This is a genomic window from Stagnihabitans lacustris (assembly GCF_025950525.1).
In the GTDB taxonomy this organism is placed as follows: domain Bacteria; phylum Pseudomonadota; class Alphaproteobacteria; order Rhodobacterales; family Rhodobacteraceae; genus Stagnihabitans.
In genome coordinates this window covers 537,463-553,989 of sequence record NZ_JAPDGS010000001.1, presented here as the reverse complement: position 1 = coordinate 553,989, position 16,527 = coordinate 537,463, and the positions used below count along the sequence as shown (strand labels likewise).

The following is a 16,527-nucleotide window of genomic DNA, read 5'->3' as shown; positions in this document are numbered from 1 at the left end:
CCGACCGAACGGACAGAGGACGCGGCGGCCGGGGTTGGGTCCTCCGGCAAAGCGAGGCGCTTCATGCATCGTTCAAAGCCGGTGCCGGCAGGCCCAGGGGCCCAAGCGGTGAAGGAGGGCGGCCGGTCCGCGCGCAGCAAAGGCGCTATCCCATGTCCGCCGAAGGACACCATGCAGCGTCGCGCGCGCCCCCTTCCCGGGCAAGTGCCCCAAGGCCGCCCGATCTGACCGAGGCACTGCAAGAGGGCCCGCGTCCAGCCTCGGCCAGGCGCCATGCCGAGCTCTGCATGTGACGGTTGTGTGGTTGCCCCCCAATGCGCACCGTCAGGAGCCCCGCTGCGGGGTCGCGCGCAGCCCTTGGCCCGTCCCTTGCAGGGGATGCGTCAGACCCTCAACGGTCGGGGCCATCAAAGGTCAGGGCCTATAACGTCAGCATCCGTTCGGGCCAAACCAGCGGAAGGGGCCAGGCCCCCCAGCGAAACACAGCCCGCACCCGCGGCCCGCCGCCGCCTAACCCGCCAGCTGGATCTTTGTCACCTTGGCGCGCGGCTTGGTCACTTTCTTTTCGACCTCGGGCTTGATCTCTTTCAGGCCGACCAGGAAGCGCTTGGCATTGTCGCGGTAGGTTTCGGCCGATCGCAGCAGCCCCGCGATTTCATCGTCGCTCAGCGCGCGCACCACGCGGCCCGGGGTGCCCATCACCAGCGAGCCGTCGGGGATTTCCTTCCCCTCGGTCACAAGCGCACAGGCGCCGATCAGGCAGTTCCGTCCGATCTTGGCCCCGTTCAGCACCGTGGCGCCCATGCCGATCAAGGTCCCCTCGCCCACCGAACAGCCGTGCAGCATCGCCCGATGCCCCACGGTGCAATTCGGCCCGATCAACAGCGGGAAGCCCACATCGGTGTGCAGAACCGCATTCTCCTGAATGTTGGAGCCCTGCCCCACCCAGATCATCTCGTTGTCGCCGCGCAACACCGCGCCGAACCAGACCGAGACTTCATCTTCCAAAAGGATCTTGCCCATGACCTGAGCGCCAGGGGCGACCCAAGCCCCCATGCCCAGTTCCGGTGCCACGCCATCCAGGTCATAGATCATCGCGCCGCAAACTCCCGATTCAAGCCACGGACAAAGTCGGCCAGCTCCGGCTGACGATCCCGTTTCAGACGTTCTGCACGCAGAATAGTGACCAAATCGTCAAAGGCCCTGTCAAGGTCATCATTCACGATCACATAATTATACTCGGACCAGTGGCTGATCTCGGACAGCGCCTTGTCCATGCGGCCCTTGATCACTTCGGGCGCGTCCTGTCCGCGCCCGTTCAGCCGCGATTCCAGCGCGGCAATCGAGGGCGGCAGGATGAAAACCGACACCACATCGCGGCCCATCGCATGGGCGATCTGCTGGCCGCCCTGCCAATCGACGTCAAACAGCGTGTCACGCCCCTCGGCCATGGCGGCTTCGACCGGACCGCGGGGACTGCCGTAGAAGTTGCCGAAAACCTCGGCATGTTCCAGCATTTGACCCTGAGCCACCAGGGTCTCGAACTGGCCGCGGGTCTTGAAGTAATACTCCCGCCCCTCTTGCTCACCGGGACGGGGGCTGCGCGTCGTGGCCGAAACCGAAAACCGCAAAGTCGGGTCCCATTCCATCAACCGCCGCGACAGCGTCGACTTTCCCGCGCCCGAGGGCGAGGACAGGATCAAAAGCAGGCCCCGACGGTGAAAACTGCGGCTCATGCTCACTCCACGTTCTGTGATTGCTCGCGCATTTGGTCGATGATCGTCTTCAGGTCAAGCCCGATGCGGGTCATCTCGATCGACTGCGCCTTGGAACACAGCGTATTGGCCTCGCGCAGGAATTCTTGCACCAGGAAATCGAACTTGCGACCCACCTGGCCGGGATCGGCCAAAAGCGCGCGGGCGGCGGCGACATGGGCACCCAGGCGGTCGATTTCCTCGGTGATGTCGTTCTTGACCGTCAAAAGGGCCAGTTCCTGCGCGATGCGGGTCTCGTCCAGCCCATCCGAGGCCTGCAAGAGCCGCGCCACCGCCTCGCGCAGGCGCGCGCCCGCCTGCCCCGCACGTGCGGCCATGGCCACCGCGGCTTCGGACACCAGGGCCTCGATCCGGTCCAAGGCGCCCGCAAGGATCGCGTTCAAGGCCGCGCCCTCGGTGCCGCGCATCGTCTGGAAATCGGCCAGCAGCCCCGGCAGATCGGCCAGGATCGCGGCCCGCAAGGCGGCGGTGTCGACCTCGGCCCCGCTGGTGTCCAGCACACCGCGCAACGACAGCACATCGGCCGCCGTGGCCTGGCCCAGGGTCACGCCCTTGGCCATGGCGGCATCCTCGACCGCGCGCAGGGCCTCCAGGGCGGCGGCCAGCGCCACGGCGTTCAGGCGCAGGCCATCCGCGCCCTCAGCCCCCTCACGCGTCACCTTCAGCGTCAAAGACACATTCCCCCGCCCCAGAACGCGCGTCAGGTCGGCCCGCAAGGCCAGCTCCAGCCCGTCGATCCAGTCGGGCACCCGCAGCCGCAGATCCAGCCCCTTGCCGTTCACGCACCGCATCTCCCAGGCCCAGGCATGGCCCGCGCCCTGACCCTTGGCCGTGGCAAATCCTGTCATCGAGATGGTCATCGTGGCCTCCTTGGGGCTTGCAACCTTGGGCTGCAGAAGTTTACCATTTGTCGAGATTGTGCGCCAAATCGCACATGAAGCGTGTATGTTAAGGCATCGGTAACAGATGTTGCCGCGAGATTAACCTCTCCTTGATCCGAGGCAAAGTTCCGGGTTCAGGACCGTCAGGGAGCCGCGGGAGATCGCGGCGGTGATACATGGCATTGTCGTTTCTGGGCAAGGGTGGAAAGACCGGGGCAAACTCGGGTGGCCCCAGCGGGCCGCGCTTTGCCATGCTGGCGGAGGTCCGCGCCTATTGGGAAGGCCTGCGCGTCGGCGGCTCGTTGCCCGCACGTGACCGCATCGACCCGCGCGGCATTGCCGGGGCGCTGGAGAACACCTTTCTGCTGGAGCGCATCGCGCCGGGCATCGCCCGCTTCCGCATTGCGGGCATGATGGTGCATGACGTGATGGGGATGGATGTGCGCGGGATGCCGCTGTCGGCGCTGTATGAGCCGCAGGGCCGCAACCGGCTGTCGGATGCGCTGGAGGGGGTCTTTGCCGGCCCTGCGACGCTGGAACTGTGGCTGGAGGCGGAGCGGTCGATCGGCCGTCCGCCGCTGGAGGGCCGGATGCTGCTCTTGCCGCTGACATCGGCGGCGGGCAAGACGGAACTGGCGCTTGGTTGCCTGGCGCTGGACGGCGTCGTGGGCCGCGCGCCGCGCCGCTTTGCGATCTCGGGCCTGATGTCGGAAGTGATCGAGCGCCGCAACCAGCCCGACCGCCGCGACGGCCTGCGCGAGGCCTCTGACCGCCGCTTGCCCGACCTGCCGCCAGTGGGACGGCCAGGCTTTGCCGCCCCGCCCCAGGCCGCTTTCACGCCTGCCCCGCCGTCACCCCTGTCGTCATCGCCCTCTGCCTTGAACCGCCCGCCACGGGCCGACAAGGGCAAGCCCTACCTGCGCCTGGTCCATTCGCGCGACTGACGCGCCCCGCGAGTAGGTCCGTTTGATCCAAGGGGCGCGCGGGCAAAGCCCGCGCTGCCGGGTCACTTGGGCGCGGCGCGAAGCGCCGCGCCCCCTCCAAGAGAAAAGCCACGGGGCAAAGCCCCGTGGCTTTTCTCTTGGACCCCGCTCTTTTGGACTTGGCCCGTTTTGGACTTGACCCGATCTCCCCCCAAACGCAGGTTTCGCCCATCAGGCCAAGCCAGCAAGCTGGCATGACCTTCGGGCGAGGAGCGGGGGCCGGGGGGAGGGGGCAAGCCCCCTCCCCCCGGCCCCCGCCAAATGGAACGGGCGCGCTTTCGCGCGCCCGTTCCATTTGGCAACAGCCCTGCGCTTACAAGGCGACGCGCTTGGGTTCGTCGCGCCGCGACGACAACTCTTCGGACACGAGGAAAGCCAGCTCCAAAGCCTGGGACGCGTTCAAGCGCGGGTCGCAAGCGGTGTGGTAGCGGTCGGACAGATCCTCATCCGTCACGGCGCGCAGACCGCCGGTGCATTCGGTCACATCCTTGCCGGTCATCTCAAAATGCACGCCGCCCGGGATCGTGCCCTCGGCCGCGTGGATGGCAAAGAACTCGCGGACCTCGCGCAGGACCGATTCAAACGGCCGGGTCTTGTAGCCCGAAGCCGCCTTGATCGTGTTGCCATGCATCGGGTCACAGGACCACAGCACATTGGCGCCCTCTTCTTGCACCGTCTTGACCAGACGCGGCAGATGGTCGCCCACCTTGCCCGCGCCAAAGCGCGCGATCAGCGTCAGACGCCCGGCCTCGTTGCCAGGGTTCAGCTTGGCCATCAGCACCTTCAGGTCTTCGGCCGTCGTCGAAGGCCCGCATTTCAGCCCGATCGGGTTCAGCACGCCGCGGCAGAACTCGACATGCGCGCCATCGGGCTGCCGCGTCCGGTCGCCGATCCAGATCATGTGGCCCGAGCCCGCCACCGGCTGACCGGTGATCGAATCAATCCGGCACAAAGCCTCTTCGTATTCCAGAAGCAGCGCCTCATGGCTGGTGTAGAAGTCCACCGTCGACAGCGAAGGCGCAGTGTCCGACGTGATCCCCGCCGCCGACATGAAGTCCAGCGCGTCCGAAATCCGGTTCGACAGGGCGCGGTAACGCTCCGCCTTGTCATGTTCGGCGAAGCCGAGGGTCCAGGAATGGACCCGGTGGATATCAGCGAAACCGCCCGTCGAAAACGCCCGCAACAGGTTCAAAGAAGCCGCCGACTGCGTATAGGCCTGCAACATGCGCTGCGGATCGGGGATGCGCGAGCCGGCGTCGAAGTCGAACCCGTTGATGATGTCACCGCGGTAGGACGGAAGCTCGACGCCACCGATCACCTCGGTCCCGGCCGAGCGCGGCTTGGCAAACTGCCCCGCCATGCGACCGACCTTCACCACCGGCACCTTTGCGCCATAGGTCAGGACAACCGCCATCTGCAGCATGACGCGGAAAGTATCGCGGATGTTGTCGGCCGAGAATTCGGAGAACGACTCGGCGCAATCGCCACCCTGAAGCAGGAAAGCCCGCCCCTCGGCCGCCGCCGCCAACTGTTTCTTCAGCTTGCGCGCCTCGCCGGCGAAAACCAGCGGAGGATACTTCGCCAATTGCGCCTCGACATCCTTCAGCGCGGACTGATCCGGGTAGTCCGGCATCTGCACCCGCGGCTTCACGCGCCAATCGGTTTTCGTCCAGCCCTTGGTCATGGCTTCACCCTCACGTCAGAATCTGCAAGTCTTCTAAGGAAATCTTGCCCCGATGCAAAGGCCGAAAGCGTCGCTTTGCGGCCCTTTCCAGCCAGACCCCCCGCCTTTCCAACCAGAACCCCCGGTCTTTTGACCTGCAAGAAAATCCTTTTCCTTACCCCTTGCGGTTCCGCGGGATTCCTGTTTCCTTGGCCCAAATCCGACATGTCAGGTCGCGCAATGTCCACGGGCCCCCGCAAAGCTACCCAGACCTCGAAACCCGAGGCACCGCGTCGCTTTGTCTTCCTTCTTCTCGACAAATTCACCATGCTGGCCTTTGCTTCGGCCATCGAACCTTTGCGCATCGCCAACCGCGTGATCGGCGAGCCCGCCTATACTTGGGCGCTGGCCGGCGAGGGGGGCGAGACGGCGACCTGTTCCAATGGCGCGGCCTTCAAGCTGGACATGGGGCTGGACGAGATCGACCGCGACGACATCCTTCTGGTCTGCGGCGGGATCGACGTGGGCCGGGCTGCGACGCGGGGCGTGCTGAACTGGCTGCGCCGTGAAGCGCGGCGCGGCGTCACCATTGGCGGGCTTTGCACCGGGGCCTATGCGCTGGCCAAGGCGGGGCTGCTGGATGGCAAGAAGGCCACGATCCACTGGGAGAATCAGGACGGTTTCCTGGAGGAATTCGAGGAAGTCGACCTGACGAAATCGGTCTTTGTCATGGATGGCAACCGCTGGACGACCGCCGGGGGGACCTCGTCGCTGGATCTGATGCTGAAGGTGATTGCCGCCGATCACGGCGAGGATGTCGCCAACACGGTCGCCGATCAGCTGATCTATTCGACGATCCGCACCGATCAGGACACGCAAAGGCTCTCGATCCCGACGCGGATCGGGGTGCGCCATCCGAAGCTGTCTCAGGTCATCCAGATGATGGAAGGCAATATCGAAGACCCGATGTCGCCCGCCGATCTGGCCGAGGAAGTCGGCATGTCGACCCGCCAGCTGGAGCGTTTGTTCAGCCGTTACCTGAACCGGTCCCCCAAGCGGTATTACATGGAACTGCGCCTGCAAAAGGCGCGCAACCTGTTGATGCAGACCGATATGTCGGTGATCAACGTGGCCCTGGCCTGCGGCTTTGCCTCGCCGTCGCATTTCTCGAAATGCTACCGCAGCCATTACAACACGACGCCCTACCGCGAGCGCGGGACGCAAGGGAACGTGCCCCAGGCGCCGGCGGCCGGTCGGCTGTCGATCTAAGGAGGCCCCGGGTCAGACCCGGGGCGCCCTTGGTCTTGCGGTTGGGTCAGAAAACGTTCGCGCCGGACTTCGGGTCTGCGCCGAAACGGTTCGGTCCCGGGGTTCCCGGCAGGCAGAAGATCACAAGAAGCGCGATCGGGCCGACCAGCGGGACAAAGGCGATGAACAGCCACAGCGCCGACATGTCGCGGTCATGCAGGCGACGGGCCGAGACAGCCAGGCCGGGGACAAGGTTCAACGCGCTGAAGGCGTAAAGCAGAAGCATCAGGACAAAGAACATGGCAAAGGCGCCGCCGCTCGGGCCGCCCGACATCATGACTTCGGGCGACATCGTCATGCCGATCAACGCGCCAAAGATGGCGTAGACGACAAGGGCGACAAGGAATTGGAACAGGGCGAACCACCAGAATTCCGACCGCGCGGCGCGGCCGGGAAAGATGCTGGCGGAATAGACGGATTTGACCGATTGGGTGAATGTCATCATGACCTCCTGAAATGTCTGAGGTCCATTTGACCCGCGTCCCGGAGCAGATCAACCGCAAGATCGGGCGCACCTTGCCAGCCGCGTCAAACGTGGCGCGCTGGACACAGGATCGCTTTCGGGCCAGCCTTATTGTGCGTCGTTGCAAAAGCTCATGGTGATCAGGCAGTTGGCCGTATAGCCCGAGCAATTGGCCAGCGCGGTTTCCTCGGCCTTGGCGGCGGCGCCATCGGCCGAAAAGCCCATGCCATAGCCGTCGCCCACAGCCACCGCCCCGCAGGAGGGGAACACAACGACCGAGGCGCAATCGCCCACGCCGCATTGCGTGACAGCCTCACCGGAAGCATCTTCCTTGGAGGCGAAGTTCCAGCCGCCACCCACCTTGCCAGTCGAGGGCGAAAAGGCGATGGCGCCAAAAAGGTCAGCGGCCGACACAGGCGCGCCAAAGCCAATGGCACAAGCCAGAACAAGACCGAAGCGCTGCGACATGGTGGTCCTCTCGAAACCTTGGTATCAGGGTGACAGGTGGGCATCAAAGCCGTCAAGGTCAAGCCCCGGCTGTGCGGCGGAGCCCAAGTGTCGCCGCCCGGTCACAGAGGGGCTGCCAAGGACCACGGCCAATGTTCCGCGTCGGGCAAGGCCCATCAGACCCGGGCGCGACCGCCCTGCTGTTGCGCCCGGGTCAATCCCCTCCCCCTGGTCGGCAGGCCCTCCCTTTATGTCGGCACGATGTCGACAAGACCCCCCTTTCCTTTTTATTTTTCCCCCTCTAGTCTGCCCTCAGGATACAAATCCGACACGGGAGACAAGAATGAAAAAACTGCTGCTGGCTTCGGCCGCGATTGCTGTGACCTCGGGCATGGGCCATGCCGAAGATGTCAAACTGGGGATTCTCTACGGCTTTACCGGCCCGATCGAATCGCTGACCGGCCATATGGCCAATGCCTCTGAAGCCGCGATTGCCGAAGTGAATGCTTCGGGCAAATCGCCCTTCGTCTTCTCGGCCGTCCGGGGCGATTCGACCTGCGTCGACGCCGCCGCCGCCCAGACCGCTGCCGAAAAGATGGTGACGTCCGATGGCGTCAAGGGCATCCTTGGCGGCGACTGCTCGGGCGTGACCGGTGCCGTCCTGCAGAACGTGGCGCGCCCGAACGGCATCGTCATGGTCTCGCCCTCGGCCACCTCGCCGGCGCTGACCACCGCCGAAGACGACGGCCTGTTCTTCCGCACCGCGCCTTCGGACGCGCGTGAGGGCGAAATCGCCGCCGAAATCCTGATGGAAAAGGGCGTGAAGTCGATCGCGCTGACCTATTCCAACTCGGATTACGGCAAGGGCCTGGCCGAAGCCATCGCGACCTCGTTCGAAAAGGTCGGCGGCAAGGTCAACATCAACATCCCGCATGAAGACGGCAAGTCGGATTATTCGGCCGAGGTTGCCTCTTTGGCGGCTGCGGGCGGCGATATCCTCGTCGTCGCGGGCTATGTCGACCAGGGCGGCAAGGGCATCATCCAGGCCTCGCTGGACAGCGGCGCCTTCTCGCAGTTCGAAATCCCGGGCGGCATGGTGGGCGACAGCCTGACCGACCACTTCGGCACCCAGATCGACGGCTCTTATGGCCAGGTTCCGCAGTCGGACAGCCCCGGCGCCGCCGTTCTGACCGAAATGGGCAAGGCGAACTCGCCCGCCTATGACGCGACCTCGCCCTACACGATGGAATCCTATGACGCGGCCGCGCTGATCATGCTTGCGATCAACGCTGCCGGTTCGTCGGACCCCAAAGTCTACAAGGACAAGATCACCGAGATCGCCAACGGCCCCGCCGATGGTTCGGGCGTCAAGATCCTGCCGGGCGAACTGGGCAAGGCGCTTGAGCTGATCGCCGCTGGCACCGCCATCGACTATGACGGCGCTTCGGGCGTGACCCTGATCGGGCCGGGCGAATCCGCGGGCCGCTACAAAGAGTTCGAGATCAAGGGCGGCAAGTTCGAAACCGTCAAGTTCCGTTGATCTGACACCATAACCAGCACGGCCCGGGGTTGATGCCCCGGGCCGTCGCATATAAGCCGCAGAGCCCGCAAACGGGCCAAAGGCCAACAGGGGGAATCATGATCGTCGTCGAGGACCTTCACAGGCACTTCGGGGCCTTTCGCGCCGTGGATGGTGCGTCTTTGGAAATCAAGACCGGGTCGATCACCGGGTTGATCGGACCGAACGGAGCGGGCAAGACCACGCTGTTCAACGTGATTGCGGGGCGGCTGAAGCCGACCTCGGGGCGGGTTCTGATGGACGGAGAGGACATCTCTGGCCTGGAACCGCACCAGCTTTTCGCCAAGGGATTGCTGCGCACCTTTCAGATCGCGCATGAGTTTTCGTCCATGACGGTGCGGGAAAACCTGATGATGGTGCCCGCCGGCCAGTCCGGAGAGAATCTGTGGAACGCCTGGTTCAACCGCGGCCGCGTGGCCGAGGAAGAAGCCGCGCTGCGCAAACGTGCCGATGAGGTGCTGGACTTCCTGACCATCAGCCATATCGCCGATGAAAAAGCCGGCAATATCTCGGGCGGGCAAAAGAAACTGGTGGAGCTTGGCCGCACCATGATGGTCGATGCCAAGATCGTTTTCCTGGACGAGGTCGGCGCGGGCGTGAACCGCACGCTGCTGAACACGATTGGCGATGCCATCGTGCGGCTGAACAAGGAACGCGGCTATACCTTCTGTCTGATCGAGCATGACATGGATTTCATCCAGCGGCTGTGCGATCCGGTCATCGTCATGGCCGAGGGCAAGGTTTTGGCGCAAGGCACCGTGGCGGAAGTGAAATCCGATGAACGCGTGATCGAGGCCTATCTTGGCACCGGGCTGAAGAACAAGGTGGTGGCCCATGGCTGACGCTTTGGCTTTGGCGGCACGCAGGGGGGCCGTCTGCGCCCCTCATGCCATCGGTTTCTTGAATCCGTGGCGAAACCAAGGGCAAAGCCCAGAGCGTATTTTGCCAAGTATGAAAGGGGAAAGGGGATGAGCGAACCCTTCCTGATCGGGGATGCGATGACGGGCGGTTATGGCCCGGTCGATATCCTGCACCAATGCACCATTGCCGTCGAAAAGGGCCAGATCGCGGTCATTGTCGGCCCGAATGGCGCGGGCAAATCCACCGCAATGAAGGCGGTCTTCGGGATGCTGAAGCTGCGCGGCGGTGCCGTGCGGCTGAACGGCGAGGACATCACCAAGCTGTCCCCACAAGACCGCGTCGCCAAGGGCATGGCCTTTGTGCCCCAGACCCACAACATCTTCACCACCATGACGGTCGAAGAGAACCTGGAGATGGGCGCCTTCCTGCGCCGCGATGACATCAAACAGACGATTGAACAGGTCTATACGCTGTTCCCGATCCTGAAAACCAAGCGGCGCCAACCGGCGGGAGAGCTTTCGGGCGGTCAACGTCAGCAGGTCGCCGTGGGTCGCGCTTTGATGACCCAGCCTTCCGTCCTGATGCTGGACGAACCCACTGCAGGCGTCTCCCCCATCGTCATGGACGAACTGTTCGACCGCATCATCGAGGTCGCTCGCACCGGGATTTCCATCCTGATGGTCGAACAGAACGCCCGCCAGGCGCTGAACATCGCCGACAAGGGCTATGTCCTGGTCCAGGGCAAGAACGCTTTCACCGACACCGGCGCGGCCCTGATGGCCAATCCGGACGTCCGCCGCACCTTCCTGGGGGGCTGAGCCATGGATTTTCTGAACGCTCTGATCGCCCTGTTGAACTTTGTCGTGATCCCCGCGGCCTCTTATGGCGCACAGCTGGCCATCGGGGCGCTGGGGGTCACGCTGATCTTTGGCATCCTGCGGTTTTCCAACTTTGCCTGGGGCGACACCATGGCCTTTGGGACCACGGTCGTCATCCTGATGACCTGGTGGTTCCAATCGCTGGGGATCTCGATTGCGCCCCTGCCCACCGCGCTTTTGGCGCTGCCTTTCGGGATCGTGGCCACTTCGGCCCTGCTTCTTGGCACCGACACCGCGGTCTATAAATTCTACCGCAAGCAAAAGGCCAAGCCGATCATCCTGGTCATCGTCTCGGCCGGGGTGATGTTCGTGATGAATGGTGTCGTGCGCATCATCATCGGCACCGAGGAACAGAACTTCGCCGATGGCGGCCGCTTTTTGATTTCGGCGGGGGATTTCAAGGCCATGACCGGCCTGGCCGAGGGTCTGGCGATCAAGGGCTCCACCGCGATCACCCTGGTCACGGCGCTTGTGACCATGGCGGCGCTGTTCTGGTTCCTGCAAAACACCCGCACCGGCAAGTCGATGCGGGCGTTTTCGGACAACGAGGATCTGGCGCTTTTGTCGGGCATCAACCCCGACCGTGTCGTTCAGGTGACTTGGGTCATCGCGGCCATCCTTGCGACCATCGCGGGCACGCTTTACGGCCTGGACAAAAGCTTCCGTCCCTTTGTCTATTACCAATTGCTGCTGCCGATCTTTGCCGCAGCCGTGGTGGGGGGCCTGGGCTCGCCCCTGGGCGCGGTCGCGGGCGGCTTTATCGTCGCCTTCTCGGAAGTGTTCCTGACCTATGCCTGGAAAAAGGTCGTGACCTATATCGTCCCCGAGGCCTGGGCGCCGGAAAACCTGCTGCAACTGCTTAGCACCGATTACAAATTCGCGGTCAGTTTCTCGATCCTGATCCTGGTGCTGCTCTTCATGCCCAATGGCATCTTCGGAAAGCGAGGCTCGTGATGAAGAACATCGTCCTCTTCGGCGGCGTCGCCCTTCTGTATATCCTGACCGGGCAGATGCTGTCCTGGAACGTGTCGCTGTCCATCCTGGTGATCGGGCTTTTGTCCGCGATCACCGCTTTGGGCGTGAACATGCAATGGGGCTATGCCGGGCTCTTTTCGACCGGCATCGTCGGGTCGGTCGCCTTGGGTGGCCTGGCCGTCGTGTTCATCTCGGGCCAACCGGTGCCCGAGGCCTTTGCTGCGACAGGAGACGGCGTTTTCCTCGGCTCTGCCGGCTGGCAGGTCATCGCGGCCCTGGTCCTGGCGCTGTTGATCATCGCGGTCGGGGTCCGGGTTTGGGGCGCCCTGCCCCAGGGTCGCAGCCGCAGCCTTGCGCTCGCCGTCGTGCTGATCGGCGGCTTTTTCCTGTATCGCGCCATCTTCGACCCGGCGGTTGCGGCGATCGAGGCCTATGACCCCGCCACCCATGGCAATATCGGCGGCTTGGGCCTGCCCTCGCTTCTGGCCTGGCCGGTGGGCGCTTTGTTCGCCGCTGCGGGCGCCTGGGCCATCGGCAAGATCGCCCTTGGCCTGCGCGAAGATTACCTGGCCATCGCCACCCTGGGCATCGCGGAAATCATCATCACCGCGATGAAATCCGAGGACTGGATGTCGCGCGGGGTCAAGAACTTCGTGGGCCTGCCGCGCCCCTGGCCGGTGCCCTATGAAGTCGACCTGCAAAAGACGCAAAGCTTCCTGGACCTGTGCGCGCAATGGGGGCTGAACCCCACCACCGCCTCGACCATCCTGGTCAAGCTGATCTATTGCGCGATCTTTGCCCTGATCCTGGGCATCCTGATCTGGCTGTTGGAACGCGCCGTCCACTCGCCCTGGGGCCGCATGATGCGCGCCATTCGCGACAACGAAATCGCGGCCTCTGCCATGGGCAAGGACGTCAAGCGTCAGCATCTGATCATCTTCATCCTCGGTTCTGCCGTCGTGGGGATGACGGGGGCGATGTATGTCTCGATGCTGGGCCAACTGGTCCCGGGCGAGTTCTCGCCGCTGCGGTTCACCTTTCTCATCTGGATCATGGTGATCCTGGGGGGGTCGGGCAACAACTGGGGCTCGGTGCTGGGCGGGCTGCTGGTCGGCTGGCTGTGGCTGATCGTCGACAATGCCGGGCCGATGATTGCCGCGGCCATCACGGCGGGGATGCCGGATGGCGACCTGAAGACTCACCTGATCGACGTGGCGCCGCAGATGCGACTTCTGACCCTGGGGCTGGCGCTTTTGATCGTGCTGCGGTTTGCGCCCAGGGGCCTGATCCCCGAGAAGTAAGCCATGCAAGCTGATGAAAGGGCCGGCCCAGCGCCGGCCCTTTTCAATTGGCGACCATAGTCTGCTTGCGACGCTTTCTGTCGCGGATTGACGTGACGCGCGCCTTGGCCCGGCGTCATCTGGCGCCAATCCCGGTTTCACAAGGAAATCCCATGAAAACCCATACCCGCGTGGTGGTCATCGGCGGCGGCGTCGTCGGCTGTTCGGTCCTGTATCACCTGACCAAGCTTGGCTGGTCCGATGTCATGCTGATCGAAAGGTCGGAACTCACCTCGGGCTCGACCTGGCATGCGGCGGGGGGCTTTCACACGATCAACGGCGACACCAATATGGCCGCGCTGCAGGGCTATACGATCCGGCTGTATAAAGAGCTGGAGGCGATCACCGGCATGTCTTGCGGGCTGCACCATGTCGGCGGCGTGACCTTGGCCGACAACGAGGCGCGGTTCGAACAGCTGAAGGCCGAACGCGCCAAGCACCGCTATATGGGGCTGGACACCGAGATCCTGACGCCCGCCGAGATCACCAAGCTGACCGATGGGCTGGTGGATGTGAAGGGCATCCTTGGGGGCCTTTATGACCCGCTGGACGGCCACTTGGACCCTTCGGGCACGACGCACGCCTATGCCAAGGCCGCGCGCATGGGCGGCGCGGAAATCGTGTTGCACAGCCGCGTGCTGGAGACCAACCCGACCGCCGAAGGCTGGGAGGTCGTCACCGAAAAGGGCACGGTTTACTGTGAGCATCTGGTGAACGCCGGCGGCCTTTGGGCGCGGGAAATCGGCGCCATGGCAGGCGTCTACCTGCCTTTGCTCCCGATGGCCCACCAATATATCGTCACCGATGACATCCCGGAAATCATGGACATCCTGAAGGCGGGCCGCGAATTCCCCCATGTCATGGACCCGGGCGGCGAATTCTACCTCCGCCAGGAAGGCCGTGGCATGTGCATCGGCTTTTACGAAAAGCCCTGCGAGCCCTGGGCCGTCGATGGCACGCCTTGGAACTTTGGCCATGAGCTGTTGAACGAGCAATTCGACAAGATCGAAGACTCCGTCAACTTCGCCTATCGCCGCATCCCGGTGCTGGAGCGTTCGGGCGTCAAGCGCGTGATCCATGGGCCCTTCACCTTCGCCCCCGATGGCAACCCGCTGATCGGCCCGGTCCCGGGTCTGCGCAACTACTGGAGCGCCTGCGCCGTCATGGCCGGTTTCAGCCAAGGCGGCGGCATGGGTCTGGCCTTGGCGCAATGGATGATCCACGGCGAGGTCGAACGCGACCCCCGCGGCTTTGACGTGGCGCGCTTTGGCAACTGGACCTCGCCCGGCTATACGGTGCCGAAGGTCATCGAAAACTACCAGATGCGCTTTTCGGTCGGCTATCCGAACGAAGAACGCCCGGCCGCCCGCCCCTTCCGCACGACCCCGATGTATGAGGTCAACGAGAGCCTGAACGCCGTCTGGGGCCAGCAATACGGGCTTGAGGTCCCGAACTACTACGCCCTACCCGGCGAACCCCGCTACGAGGAACCCACGTTCAAACGCTCCAACGCCTGGGAGGCCACGCGCCAAGAGGTCATGGCCGTCCGCGAAGGCGTCGGCATCAACGAGGTGCAGAATTTCGGCAAATACCTGGTCAAGGGGCCGAATGCCCGCGCCTGGCTGGACCGCATCATGGCGGGCCGCATCCCCAAGCCGGGGCGGCTGTCTTTGACGCCCATGCTGGCGGAAAGCGGCAAGATCATCGGCGACTTCACCGTATCCTGCCTGTCAGAGGTCGAGTTCCAGTTGACCGCCAGCTATGGCGCGCAGGGCTGGCACAGCCGCTGGTTCGAACAACACGCGGAACCCGGCGTCAGCGTCGAGAACATCTCCGACGCGCGGTCGGGCTTCCAGATCGCCGGGCCGAAAGCCCGCGAGCTCTTGTCCCGCGTCACCCGCGCCGATGTCGGGCCTGAGGCCTTCAAGTTCATGGACGTCAAACGCCTGACCGTGGGCATGGCCAATTGCATCGTCCAACGCGTCAGCTACACGGCCGACCTCGGATACGAGATCTTCACCGATCACATGTCGGTCCGCCACCTGTGGGATATCCTGAACGCAAAGGGCCAAGACCTGGGCCTGCGCCCCTTCGGCATGCGCGCCATGATGTCGCTGCGTCTGGACAAATGGTTCGGAAGCTGGGGCCGCGAGTTCTCGCCCGACTACACCCCCGCCGAAACGGGTCTGGACAAGTTCATCGCCTGGAACAAGCCCTGCGACTGGATCGGCAAAGCCGCAGCGCTGGCCGAGAAAGCCAAGGGCCCAAGTCGCAAGCTGGTCCCCCTGGTGGTCGATGCCGACGACGCCGATGTCGTCGCCTGGGAGCCGATCTGGTTGGACGGCGCCGTGGTCGGCTGGTGCACAAGCGGTGGCTTCAGCCACTGGACCGGGAAATCCGTGGCCCAAGGCTTCATTCCGGCTGACCGCGTTCAGGACGGATTGGAAGTCGAGGTCGAAATCCTCGGCCAGCGTCGCAAAGCTCGCGTCCACCTCGCGCCGCTCTGGGACGACCAGGGCCGCATGCGCGGGTAAACCCGGGCTACGCAGCCGCTCGCCGCCCGCTTGACCGGCGCGTCCTCTGCCCGGGGACGCGCCGCTTCCGCAAACCACCGCCCCCTTGCCCTTTCACATTGACCCAAATACTCCACGGGGGTGCAGGGGGTGTGCAACCCCCTGCGGGTTCCGCGAAAGACCAAGATGGATGTTCTGATCCCCGCTGCAGGCCGCTCGTCCCGCATGGGGGGGCGCGACAAGCTGGCCGAACTGATCGACGGAGAACCGCTCCTCCGCCGCACCGTCACACGTGCCCTGACCCTGCGCCGCGATGTCATCGTCACCCTGCGTGTGAACGATCCCCGCCGGGCGCTGATCGCAGGCCTGCCCGTCGAAATCCGCGAGGTGCCCGAGGCGGCCGAGGGGCTGGCGGCCTCTTTGCGGCGCGGGGCTGCGGGGGCGGGCATCCTGATGGTGCTGCCCGCCGACATGCCCGATATCACCCGGCATGACCTGATGGCGATGCTGGCGCGGCACAAGCTGCGGCCGGCCTCCATCCTGCAGGCCACCGACCAGACGGGGACCCCCGGCCATCCGGTGATCTTTCCGGCCCATCTGCGACCGGCCTTTGCGTCGCTGCAGGGGGATGCGGGCGCGCGGGTGATCTTGCAAGACAATCCCCACCTGCTGGAGCGGATCGCCCTGCCGGGATGTCATGCGACCACCGATCTGGACACGCCCGAGGCCTGGGCCGCCTGGCGCGCGTCACAAAACGGCGCGGGCTGACGCAAGCAAGATGCCATCTCGCCTCTGGCCTGTGGCGGGGATAGATGACAGAGCGCAAGTCCCGGGGCGGGCTTTGGCCAAGCCCCCCCGGGA

At 64.4% G+C, this 16,527-nt stretch carries 15 protein-coding genes; 9 read left to right on the top strand and 6 right to left on the bottom strand.

Annotated features, from left to right (window positions below; all coding sequences use genetic code 11):
• Nucleotides 1-510: 510 nt before the first annotated feature.
• Genes NX862_RS02655 through NX862_RS02645 form a run of 3 tightly spaced genes read right to left on the bottom strand, consistent with a single transcriptional unit; the run spans nucleotide 511 to nucleotide 2,635 of the window.
• Nucleotides 511-1,095: a gamma carbonic anhydrase family protein gene (locus NX862_RS02655; RefSeq protein WP_264492318.1), complete on the bottom strand. Its 585-nt coding sequence runs from the start codon at nucleotides 1,093-1,095 to the stop codon at nucleotides 511-513.
• Entirely contained in the window at nucleotides 1,092-1,736 is a 645-nt protein-coding gene (gmk, locus tag NX862_RS02650) for a guanylate kinase (RefSeq protein ID WP_264492317.1), read from the bottom strand. Before gmk ends, NX862_RS02655 begins: the two co-directional genes overlap by 4 nt.
• Before the next feature lie 2 nt (nucleotides 1,737-1,738).
• Nucleotides 1,739-2,635, bottom strand: a complete 897-nt coding sequence (locus NX862_RS02645) for a YicC/YloC family endoribonuclease (RefSeq protein ID WP_264492316.1) — start codon at nucleotides 2,633-2,635, stop codon at nucleotides 1,739-1,741.
• A 197-nt stretch (nucleotides 2,636-2,832) separates the two neighbouring features.
• On the opposite strand from NX862_RS02645, the gene NX862_RS02640 reads away from it, so the two are divergent.
• Complete coding sequence (locus tag NX862_RS02640; RefSeq protein WP_264492315.1) at nucleotides 2,833-3,600, top strand: PAS domain-containing protein; 768 nt, start codon at nucleotides 2,833-2,835, stop codon at nucleotides 3,598-3,600.
• A gap of 352 nt (nucleotides 3,601-3,952) precedes the next feature.
• Here NX862_RS02640 and NX862_RS02635 read toward each other — a convergent pair whose 3' ends face one another.
• Entirely contained in the window at nucleotides 3,953-5,323 is a 1,371-nt protein-coding gene (locus tag NX862_RS02635) for a class II 3-deoxy-7-phosphoheptulonate synthase (protein ID WP_264492314.1), read from the bottom strand.
• Nucleotides 5,324-5,542: 219 nt separating this feature from the next.
• On the opposite strand from NX862_RS02635, the gene NX862_RS02630 reads away from it, so the two are divergent.
• Entirely contained in the window at nucleotides 5,543-6,571 is a 1,029-nt protein-coding gene (locus NX862_RS02630; protein ID WP_264492313.1) for a GlxA family transcriptional regulator, read from the top strand.
• A 46-nt stretch (nucleotides 6,572-6,617) separates the two neighbouring features.
• Here the strand turns inward: NX862_RS02630 and NX862_RS02625 are convergent, their stop codons facing one another.
• Entirely contained in the window at nucleotides 6,618-7,052 is a 435-nt protein-coding gene (locus NX862_RS02625) for a DUF805 domain-containing protein (RefSeq protein ID WP_264492312.1), read from the bottom strand.
• Nucleotides 7,053-7,181: 129 nt separating this feature from the next.
• Nucleotides 7,182-7,541: a DUF4189 domain-containing protein gene (locus NX862_RS02620; RefSeq protein WP_264492311.1), complete on the bottom strand. Its 360-nt coding sequence runs from the start codon at nucleotides 7,539-7,541 to the stop codon at nucleotides 7,182-7,184.
• A 322-nt stretch (nucleotides 7,542-7,863) separates the two neighbouring features.
• Between NX862_RS02620 and NX862_RS02615 the strand changes: the two genes are divergently transcribed.
• The 7 genes from NX862_RS02615 to NX862_RS02585 all read left to right on the top strand — a co-directional run bounded on the left by NX862_RS02615 (nucleotide 7,864) and on the right by NX862_RS02585 (nucleotide 16,434).
• Nucleotides 7,864-9,060: an ABC transporter substrate-binding protein gene (locus NX862_RS02615; protein ID WP_264492310.1), complete on the top strand. Its 1,197-nt coding sequence runs from the start codon at nucleotides 7,864-7,866 to the stop codon at nucleotides 9,058-9,060.
• Between the two features lie 98 nt (nucleotides 9,061-9,158).
• Entirely contained in the window at nucleotides 9,159-9,941 is a 783-nt protein-coding gene (locus tag NX862_RS02610) for an ABC transporter ATP-binding protein (RefSeq protein WP_264492309.1), read from the top strand.
• Between the two features lie 126 nt (nucleotides 9,942-10,067).
• Nucleotides 10,068-10,778, top strand: coding sequence for an ABC transporter ATP-binding protein (locus NX862_RS02605; protein WP_264492308.1), 711 nt, complete (start codon nucleotides 10,068-10,070; stop codon nucleotides 10,776-10,778).
• Between the two features lie 3 nt (nucleotides 10,779-10,781).
• Nucleotides 10,782-11,792 (top strand): branched-chain amino acid ABC transporter permease, encoded by a 1,011-nt coding sequence (locus NX862_RS02600; RefSeq protein WP_264492307.1) that lies wholly within the window; start codon nucleotides 10,782-10,784, stop codon nucleotides 11,790-11,792.
• Nucleotides 11,789-13,114 carry a branched-chain amino acid ABC transporter permease gene (locus tag NX862_RS02595; RefSeq protein WP_264492306.1) on the top strand — a complete coding sequence of 442 codons (1,326 nt, stop codon included), beginning with the start codon at nucleotides 11,789-11,791 and terminating at the stop codon, nucleotides 13,112-13,114. The genes NX862_RS02600 and NX862_RS02595 overlap by 4 nt, the downstream gene beginning before the upstream one ends.
• A gap of 152 nt (nucleotides 13,115-13,266) precedes the next feature.
• A complete protein-coding gene (locus NX862_RS02590) occupies nucleotides 13,267-15,687 on the top strand; it encodes a GcvT family protein (protein ID WP_264492305.1) in 2,421 nt (806 codons plus the stop codon).
• 165 nt (nucleotides 15,688-15,852) lie between these two features.
• Nucleotides 15,853-16,434 carry a nucleotidyltransferase family protein gene (locus NX862_RS02585; RefSeq protein ID WP_264492304.1) on the top strand — a complete coding sequence of 194 codons (582 nt, stop codon included), beginning with the start codon at nucleotides 15,853-15,855 and terminating at the stop codon, nucleotides 16,432-16,434.
• Nucleotides 16,435-16,527: the final 93 nt, after the last annotated feature.